Raw genomic sequence first — 8,356 nt, forward strand, 5'->3', positions numbered from 1 at the left:
GCCGCCGCTGCCGATCCGCCGGCCGGCGGCGATGCGGTGCTGGTGCTCAGCGATCCGGTGGCGCGCTGGGCCGGTCTGCTGGCGTCGGCCTTCTGGGGCAGCCCAGCGAGCGGATGGCCCTGATCGGTGTGACCGGCACCAACGGCAAGACCACCACCACCCATCTGATCGAGCACCTGGCTGCCGCCTCAGGCCGTCCGGCGGCTCTGTTCGGCACGCTCGTGAACCGCTGGCCCGGCCACAGCGTGACCGCCCAGCACACCACCCCCTTCGCCGATCAGCTGCAGGCCCAGCTGGCTCAGGCGGTCGATGCCGGTGCCCGCCTGGCGGCGATGGAAGTGAGCTCCCATGCCCTGGATCAGGAGCGGGTGGCGGGCTGCCGCTTCGCCGGTGCGGTGTTCACCAACCTCACCCAGGACCATCTCGACTACCACCCCTCCATGGAGGCCTACTTCGGGGCCAAGGCTCGGCTGTTCGCCGAGCCTCTGCTGGCCGGCGGGGTGGTGATCAATGGGGATGACCCCTGGGGCGCCCGGCTGGCCGACGGGCTGGCCTGTCGCTCGGCGACTCCCTGCTGGCGCAGCTCACTCGAGGATTCCGGTGCCGAACTCACGATCCGCGAGCTGGAGCTGGGCGCCGATGGCGTGCGGGGACGCCTGGTGAGTCCGGTGGGTGATGGCCTGTTCCGCTCACCGTTGGTGGGCCGCTTCAACCTGATGAACCTGCTGCAGGCGGTGGGTGTGCTGCTGCAGCAGGACCTGCCGCTGAACCTGCTGCTGGAAGGCCTGGAGAGCTTCCGCGGCGTGCCCGGCCGCATGGAACGGGTGATGGTGGGCGATGGTGACGGGCAGCCCGCCGTTCTGGTCGACTACGCCCACACACCGGATGGTCTCGAGAATGCTCTGAAGGCCTGCCGACCCTTCACGGCCGGGCGTTTGATCTGCGTCTTCGGCTGCGGCGGAGACCGCGACCGAACCAAGCGTCCCCAGATGGCCGCCATCGCCGCCCGGTTGGCCGACCGCGTGGTGGTCACCTCCGACAACCCCCGCACCGAGGACCCCCAGCGGATCCTCGATGACGTGGTGGCCGGCATCCCCAGCGGCACCGATCTGCAGATCGAGGGCGACCGGGCCACGGCCATCGCCGCCGCCGTTGCCGAGGCCGCACCAGCGGATCTGGTGCTGATCGCCGGCAAGGGCCATGAGGATTACCAGATCCTCGGCACCCGCAAGGTCCACTTCGACGATCGCGAGGAAGCGGACAAGGCGCTGCGGGCGCGGCGGCACTGACGTCCCGGCGTGGGGGGCGGGGCGTCGCGAACATTGGTGACTGCCGCCGGGTCGGCGCCGGCTGCACTGTCTAGCTTGCGCCCGATCGATCGCGACCGCTCCGCCGGCCCATGTCCCAGACCCCACCCCTCTCCCGGCGATTCCTGGCCGAACTGATCGGCACCTTCTGGCTCGTCTTCGGCGGCTGCGGCAGCGCCGTGCTGGCGGCGGTCTTCCCCTACGCCCAGGCCGATGCCAATCCCCTCGGCATCGGATTTCTCGGGGTGTCGCTCGCGTTCGGCCTCACCCTGCTCACGATGGCCTATGCCATCGGTCACATCTCGGGCTGCCACATCAACCCGGCTGTGAGTTTCGGCTTCTGGGCCAGTGGCCGGATGCCCGGCGCTCACCTGCTGCCCTACATCGTGGCCCAGGTGCTCGGCGGCCTCATCGCCGGTGGCCTCCTCTACGGCATCGCCAGCGGCCGGGCCGGTTTTGAACTCTCAGGCTCCAATCCGCTCGCGACCAATGGCTTCGGGGCCCACTCACCCGGGGGCTACGGCCTGATCTCCGCCCTGATCATCGAGCTGGTGCTCACCTTCATCTTTCTGCTGGTGATTCTNGGGTGCACCCACCGCGATGCGGTCAGCAGCATGGCGGGCGTCCCGATCGGCCTGTCCCTCACCCTGATTCACCTGATCAGCATTCCCGTCACCAACACCTCCGTGAATCCCGCCCGCAGCACCGGGGTGGCCCTCTGGGCCGGAGGCGACGCCATCGGCCAGCTCTGGCTGTTCTGGTTGGCGCCGATCGCCGGCGCGCTGCTGGCCGGCTGGGTGCAGCGCCATCTGCTGGAAGAANGGGGGCGTTCCGCCTGAGCGTGATTGCCGAGAGAGTCCTGGCTGGCCTACCTTCAGGGCCGGAATCCCTCAGGCCGCTTCGCCGTCCTGGCCGCGCAGCACCGCGTAGCTGATCGCCGCCAGGCACAGCGGCAGCAGCAGCCACCACAGTCGACCGCGGTCCACCCTCAGCTGAGCGGTGGTGGCCGTATCGCTTTCCTTGGCTCCGGCGAAGGGTGAATCCTTGGTGGTACCGGTGGCTCTGCTGCCGCCCAGATCCTCCAGAACCCTTGCGGAAGCGGAACTCGCCGGGGTCGTGGCCTCGTCCTTCGCCGCTGCGTAAGGGGAGGCCTTTCCGGTTTGGCTGGCCTGGGCCACGAGCGGGGCTACCGCGGCGTCAGCGGGTGGGTTGATCGGCGTGCCGAGGAGCGTCGCGCAGCTCAGGCCGGCAACCCAGCCGATCAGCGCTGCGGCCGGGAGTCGGGAAGGAAGGCGAGCCATGCAGACTCATCCGGATGCCCCCTCGCTGTAGCAAGGTCGCCGGGCCTTGGCCGCGGCCGGGGCGCTTCGGCATCGGTCTCGCTGGCGGGGTTCAGAGGCTGCGGAGCAGTTGCTCCACCTCCGCATCGCAGGTGGTGATGTGGGTGCAGGCCCGCAGACAGGGGGGCTGGTCGAGGCTGCGGATCCAGATTCCCCTGGCCCCGAGGCGCTGCACCGCCGCCTCGGGCGGTTCGGAACCGATCCGGAAGCTCACCAGCCCGGCGGGCGGCGGTTCCGCCAGCAGCGTTTCCACCCCGCCCAGCTCTTGCAGCCCCTGCCAGAGGGTGGCGGCCCGCCTCCGGATCAGCACCAGGCGCTGCTCGGCGCTGCCCTCGGCCTCCAGCAGGGCCAGCGAGCAATCGAGGCCTGCGGCCAGCGGCAGGCAGGAGGTGGCCACCTCGAAGCGGCGGGCATCGCGGTGGAACACCTCGTGAGCGGAGGCGGACGCACCGGCGCTCGTTTCCTGCCGCAGGCTCCGCCAGCCGATCAGGGTCGGCCGCGACTCGGCCAGCAGCCGCTCGGAGAGGGCAACGGCACCCAGCCCCTCCGGGCCGCAGCACCACTTGTGGCCCGTGCAGGCGTAGATGTCGGCGGCGGCCGCCGCCTCGGCCACCGGGATGCAGCCCAGCGACTGGGCCCCATCCACCAGCAGCCATGGCCGGCGGGGATGCTGCTGCAGCTGCCGGGCCACCGCCGCGATCGGCATCAGCTGGCCGGTGTTCCAGAGGAGATGGGAGAGCACCACCAGCCGGGTGCTGTCGCGCAACGCAGGCTCGAGCCGCTCCCTAACGGCCGCCGCCGTGTCTTCCACGGACCCGCGCAGGTCGGAGACCATCAGGGTGTCGATCTCCAGCCTTCGCGCCGGGCCAGTTCCCGGCAGGCCGCCACCACACCGGGGTGCTCGCAGTCGCTCAGCAGCAGGCGATCGAGGCGCTGCCAGGGGAGGCCCCAGAGCGGCAGCACACAGCCATTGGTCACGTTCTCGCTGAAGGCCAGCCGGTGACCGCCCACACCCATCCAGCCCGCCAGCCGCTGGCGCAGCCGCGCGGTGATGCCCTGCAGATAGGGCCAAACATCCCCTGTGAACGGCCCGAGTTCCTGGATGCGCTGCCAGCAGGCCACCATCGCCTCAAGACTGGGCTGGGGCAGGGGGCCCTGCCCGCCGTAGTTGAAATAGGTCTTGTTGGCCAGGGCGGGCATCAACTCCCGCAGGGCTGGCGGCATGGGCGTGGGGTCTGGGGTCGTCATCCTCGTCCCCGATCCTCATGCCCGCCGGCAGCCCCCCCGGCAGCGGCCTCGAGGCCAGGTGTGCCCGTGTTCAGAGCACCTGGCCGACCATCACGGCCGCCACGGCCGAGAACAGCGTGATCCCCAGCGCCGTTAGGGGGTTCTGGCCCTGGGCCACCGCCAGGCTGGTGACCACGCCGGCCCCCAGACAGGCCACGGCCAGTTGGGTGGTCAGTTCAGCGCGGTTGCGGGGGGCGGGATCGGGCAGCACGGCAGCTGGGTCGGTTGGGATCGACCGTAGGCAGATCGTTCTGGCCTCTCCGGGCCGCGCCGGCTGCTTGTTACCTGGCGTCGGAGTTCGTTACCGGCTGCAATCTTGAGGCGGGACGCGCCCTGCCGCCGCTGGCCCATTGCTTGAGGGCCTCGAGCTGCTCGCGGGCCGTACGCACGAGGGGCACGACCTGGCTGGCCGCGGCGATCAGGTCGGCCTCGCCGATGTCGCGACCGGCGGCGAAAGCCAGATGCAGGGCTTCGATCACGGTCTGCTCCAGCTCGGACCCGGAGAAGCCGGCGGTGCGATCCACCAGCACCTCCAGGGGAAGGCTGTGATCGGGCGGCGGCGGCCCAGCTGCAGCTCGAGGATGGCGCGGCGCTCCTCGGCGCTGGGCAGATCGAGCAGGAAGATCTCGTCGAAGCGGCCCTTGCGCAGCAGCTCGGCTGGCAGACGCTCCACGCCGTTGGCCGTCGCCACCACGAACACGGCGCTGGTCTTCTCGGCCATCCAGGTGAGCACCGTGCCCAGCACCCGCTGGCTGGTGCCGCCGTCACTGCGGGAATCGCCGCCGAAGCCCTTGTCGATCTCGTCGATCCAGAGCACGCAGGGCGCCATCGCCTCGGCCCGCAGGATCATCTCGCGGGTGCGGGCCTCGCTGGCGCCCACCAGCCCGGCGAAGAGGCGGCCCACATCGAGCCGCAGCAGCGGCATGCTCCAGCTGTGGGCGATCGCCTTGGCGGTGAGCGACTTGCCGGTGCCCTGGGGCCCACCAGCAGCACGCCACGCGGCAGCGGCAGCCCGAAGGCCCGTGCCTCCTCGCTGAAGGCGGCCCGGCGCTGCTCCAGCCAGGCCTTGAGAACGTCCAGCCCGCCGATGTCGGCCGGCGTGGCCTCGCTGGGGCAGTACTCCAGCAGTTCGCTCTTGGCGATCGCCTGGCGTTTCTCCTCCAGCACCTCGGCGAGGTCGTCCTCACCCAGCCGGCCCCTGCGGGCCAGGGCCCGGGCGGCCAGTTGGCGCACCCGCTGTTCGCTGAGACCATGGCAGGCGGTAGCCAGCTCACGCAGGACAGCCGGCGCCAGTGGCTCCCCGCTGGCGCCGGCGATGGCATCCAGCAGCTGGGCGATCTCGGCCGCGTCGGGCAGGGGCAGCTCCAGCAGGGTGATGCAGTCGTCGAGCTCCTGGGGCAGCTGCCAGGCCGGAGCGCTGATCACCAGGGTGCGAGGCAGCTGCCGCAGCTGGATGGTCAGGTTGCGCAGGCGGCGGCAGATGCCGGCGTCCTCGCAGTAGCGGTGGAAGTCGCGCAGCAGCAGGATGGCTCCCTGCTCGGCGGGCAGCGGATCCAGGCAGGCGAGGGCGGCCATCGGATTGCGGGCCGCCTCACCCTCACGGTTGGGCGCGCCGCTGAGACCATCGATGAAATCCCAGCGCAGCAGGGTGCGGTTGCCGAGTCGCTGGGCCGCCTGCTCCAGCAGACGTTCGACCCGTTCCTCCTCGAGGCTGCGGATCCAGAGGATGGGGGTTCGGGAGCGGATCAGCAGGTCGAGCTGATCGGCCCAGCTGGAGCTGCCGCTCATGGCTGCTGGAGTCGCCGCAGGGCGGCCCAGCGGGGATCCGGAGCCTTGTCACCGCTCCCCCAGCTGGCTGGACCGGGGCAGTCGGGACCGCATCGGTTGACCAGCGGCAGCTGCAGGCTGAGCTGCTCGAAGGTCCAGTGGGCCGGATCGAAGCTGCCGCGGGGATCGAGGCTTTCGGTGAGGGCGTCGGGATCCAGCTCCAGCACGGTTTCATCGTTCTCCAGCAGGTTGGTTTCGAGACCCTGCTCGCGGGCCGGTTCTCCCAGCCAGATCAATTCCCGTGCCTGGACGTGCAGCGGGTGGTTGAAATGCTGCAGGCAGCGGTCGCAGCAGAGGGTCACGATCGTGCTGGCCTCCCCGTGCACCTCCAGCACGTTGCCGCGATGCACCGCGTGCACATGGCCGCAGACCGGAGTGAGGCTCTGGAGCCCGTCGAGGCGTTGCTGGAGCGGCCAGCGGCGCCCCTCGGCCAGACCGCTGAGTTCCTGGATCGAAACGGGCTGAAGCTCGCTCACTTTTTGCCTTTCGGCTCGAACGGCAGACGCCCCTCGCCACCGGATCCGCCGGCGGCGCTCACGGTGACCGCCTTCTGGGCCAGCTGCTGGTCGAGAATCTTCTGGAGATTCTCCGGCAGCGCTTCCCGGGTCAGCAGGAACGTCTGCAGGGCCTGGAAGATGTTGGCCACCACCATGTAGAGCAGCACCCCGGCGGGCAGCGGGAAGAACAGGAACATGGCGGTGATCATCACCGGCGTGATCTTGTTGGCGGTGGACTGCTGGGGGTTNGGGGGCATGCCCATCCCCGAGAGGATCTGGGAGAGGGCCAGGGTGAGGCCGAAGGCGGCCACCAGGATGGCGATGTCCCAGTTGACGCTGCCATCGGCGTAGAAGCCAACCTGTCCGAGGGCCTTGATGAACAGGAAGCCGCTGCGGGCTGCCAGACCGGGGATGCGGGCCTCCACCGTGGCATCGCCGGGGGCCAGGGCGGTGATCGTGCCGCTGGCGTCCACGCTCACCACNGCTTCGCCCTTGGTNGACGCTCCAGCTGGGGNNGAAGGCACTGCCGCTCTCGCTGGCGGCCAGCACCGAGGTGAAGCTGTCGCCGCTCTTGGTGTGCAGGTTCACCGGGACCGACTCGCCCACGCCCAGCTTGGTGCCCTTCTCCAGGCTCGCGATCACGGGCACGTGGTTGGTGGCGCTCAGGAAGATCGAGTGGCTGGCGCTGTTGAACGGCTTCGGTTCCACCGCCGCGATCTGCTCGGCCGGCAGCACCTTGAGGTTGATGGTGTAGGGCACATCGGCGAACGGTGAACCCCGCAGGGTGGCGAACAGCGCGAACAGGATCGGCATCTGCACCAGCAGGGGCAGGCAGCCGGCCAGGGGGCTGCCGAACTCCTGCATCAGCTTGCCCAGTTCCTCCTGCTGCTTCTGCGGGTTGCTGGCGTAGCGGCTCTTGATCTCGGCCTGGCGCTGCTGCATCACCGGCTGGGCGATGCGCATCCGGCGGGCGTTGCGGATCGAGCCGGCGCTGAGCGGGAACAGGGCGAGGCGGATGACCACCGTGAGGGCGATGATCGCCAGCCCGTAGCTCGGAACCAATCCGTAGAAGAAATCGAGGATCGGGATCAGCAGGTTGTCGGAGATGTAGCTGATCACGGCAGCAGCAGCGCGGGGGGAGAGGGTGAATCTGGGTCAGTGTGCCTGAGCGCTCAGGCCGGGTGGGTTCAGGCGGCCATGCCCCGGGGCCGGCTGGCCTCGCTGGCCTGGCGCCGCTCCTCGATGTAGGTCTCCACCTCACGGAAGCGAGGCACCGAGCGCATCTCCAGCCGGGCACCGTCGCTGAGCACCAGCACCATGTCGCCCCAGAAGCCGAAGCCGCGTGGCACGCAGCGCACCTCGCGGATCTGGCTGTAAACCACCTGGGTGCGATCGCGGCCCATCCAGCCGCCCGTCACCTCGATGCGCCGGCTGGTGATCCGGAAGCGCAGCCACAGGGCCCGGACGATCGCGCCCACGGCGAAGGGAATGCCGATCAGGGTGAGGCCGAAGAGCAGGTTGAAGAGCAGATCGCCGCGGGCGGGACCTCCCTCGTAGAACACGGTCTCCTCGATCGGAACGCCGCCGCCGGGCTTGGACGCTTGGCTCATGGGCTCAGGCCTGCACGCTGCAGAAGCTGATCGCATTCTCCCAGCAGGTCGGCTGGATCGCGCTCGGCCGCGCCCGGCTTGAGGCTGAGCAGCAGCCAGAGCGGTTCTCCCCGGGGCGGGATCTCGTGTGTCAGCAGATGCCGGTGCAGCAGCCGGCGCAGGCGGTTGCGCTGCACGGCACGCTTGTGCACCTTGCCGCTCACCACAACTCCCAGCCGCCAGGGGCCGCCGCTATGGGTCCGCTGGGACGGGGGCTGCAGCTCCGGGCGGGCTTCGATCCAGCGCAGCATCAAAAAAGGGCCGTGCACGGCACGGCCCTGGCGGTAGAGGCAGTCGAAGCAGCGCTGTCCCTTGAGCCGGTGGCGCTGGGCAGAGCCAAGGGCTCAAGTCGAAGCAGCGCTGTCCTTGAGCCGGTGGCGCTGGGGCAGAGCCAAGGGCTCAGACGGCGAGGCGGGCGCGGCGCGGCGACGGCGGGCCGGATCACACGG

5 protein-coding genes and 5 pseudogenes are annotated in these 8,356 nt (G+C 70.1%); 2 read left to right on the top strand and 8 right to left on the bottom strand.

Annotation, left to right across the window (positions count from 1 at the left end):
• Together SYNGFB01_RS09060 and aqpZ are read left to right on the top strand one after the other, a co-directional pair.
• Positions 1-1,289, top strand: a pseudogene (locus tag SYNGFB01_RS09060) (UDP-N-acetylmuramoyl-L-alanyl-D-glutamate--2,6-diaminopimelate ligase); the annotation flags it as partial.
• A gap of 110 nt (positions 1,290-1,399) precedes the next feature.
• The gene (aqpZ, locus tag SYNGFB01_RS09065) at positions 1,400-2,146 is read left to right on the top strand and encodes an aquaporin Z (protein WP_048017789.1); all 747 of its coding nucleotides are present in this window, start codon (positions 1,400-1,402) and stop codon (positions 2,144-2,146) included.
• A 51-nt stretch (positions 2,147-2,197) separates the two neighbouring features.
• Here the strand turns inward: aqpZ and SYNGFB01_RS09070 are convergent, their stop codons facing one another.
• The 8 genes and pseudogenes from SYNGFB01_RS09070 to rnpA all read right to left on the bottom strand — a co-directional run.
• On the bottom strand, positions 2,198-2,608 hold the full coding sequence (locus SYNGFB01_RS09070; RefSeq protein WP_048017790.1) for a hypothetical protein: 411 nt from the start codon (positions 2,606-2,608) through the stop codon (positions 2,198-2,200).
• A 91-nt stretch (positions 2,609-2,699) separates the two neighbouring features.
• Positions 2,700-3,871 (bottom strand): annotated as a pseudogene (locus tag SYNGFB01_RS09075) (aminotransferase class V-fold PLP-dependent enzyme).
• Between the two features lie 94 nt (positions 3,872-3,965).
• Positions 3,966-4,145 (bottom strand): hypothetical protein, encoded by a 180-nt coding sequence (locus SYNGFB01_RS14940; RefSeq protein WP_048017791.1) that lies wholly within the window; start codon positions 4,143-4,145, stop codon positions 3,966-3,968.
• 70 nt (positions 4,146-4,215) lie between these two features.
• Positions 4,216-5,722: pseudogene (locus tag SYNGFB01_RS09085) on the bottom strand (AAA family ATPase).
• Entirely contained in the window at positions 5,719-6,237 is a 519-nt protein-coding gene (locus SYNGFB01_RS09090) for a DUF177 domain-containing protein (RefSeq protein WP_048017792.1), read from the bottom strand. Before SYNGFB01_RS09090 ends, SYNGFB01_RS09085 begins: the two are co-directional and overlap by 4 nt.
• A pseudogene (yidC, locus tag SYNGFB01_RS09095) lies at positions 6,234-7,377 on the bottom strand (membrane protein insertase YidC). Before yidC ends, SYNGFB01_RS09090 begins: the two are co-directional and overlap by 4 nt.
• A 68-nt stretch (positions 7,378-7,445) precedes the next feature.
• The gene (locus tag SYNGFB01_RS09100; RefSeq protein WP_048017793.1) at positions 7,446-7,868 is read right to left on the bottom strand and encodes a PH domain-containing protein; all 423 of its coding nucleotides are present in this window, start codon (positions 7,866-7,868) and stop codon (positions 7,446-7,448) included.
• A pseudogene (gene rnpA, locus SYNGFB01_RS09105) lies at positions 7,865-8,224 on the bottom strand (ribonuclease P protein component); the annotation flags it as partial. The pseudogene rnpA and the gene SYNGFB01_RS09100, both read right to left, overlap by 4 nt.
• Between the last annotated feature and the right edge of the window lie 132 nt (positions 8,225-8,356).

Origin of the sequence: Synechococcus sp. GFB01, from assembly GCF_001039265.1 — a bacterium.
Taxonomy (GTDB): domain Bacteria; phylum Cyanobacteriota; class Cyanobacteriia; order PCC-6307; family Cyanobiaceae; genus NIES-981.

Excerpts from the sequence above, each read along its gene's own strand:
- SYNGFB01_RS09100 (WP_048017793.1), bottom strand. The coding sequence starts at position 7,868 with ATGAGCCAAGCGTCCAAGCCCGGCGGCGGCGTTCCGATCGAGGAGACC.
- SYNGFB01_RS09070 (WP_048017790.1), bottom strand. The coding sequence starts at position 2,608 with ATGGCTCGCCTTCCTTCCCGACTCCCGGCCGCAGCGCTGATCGGCTGG.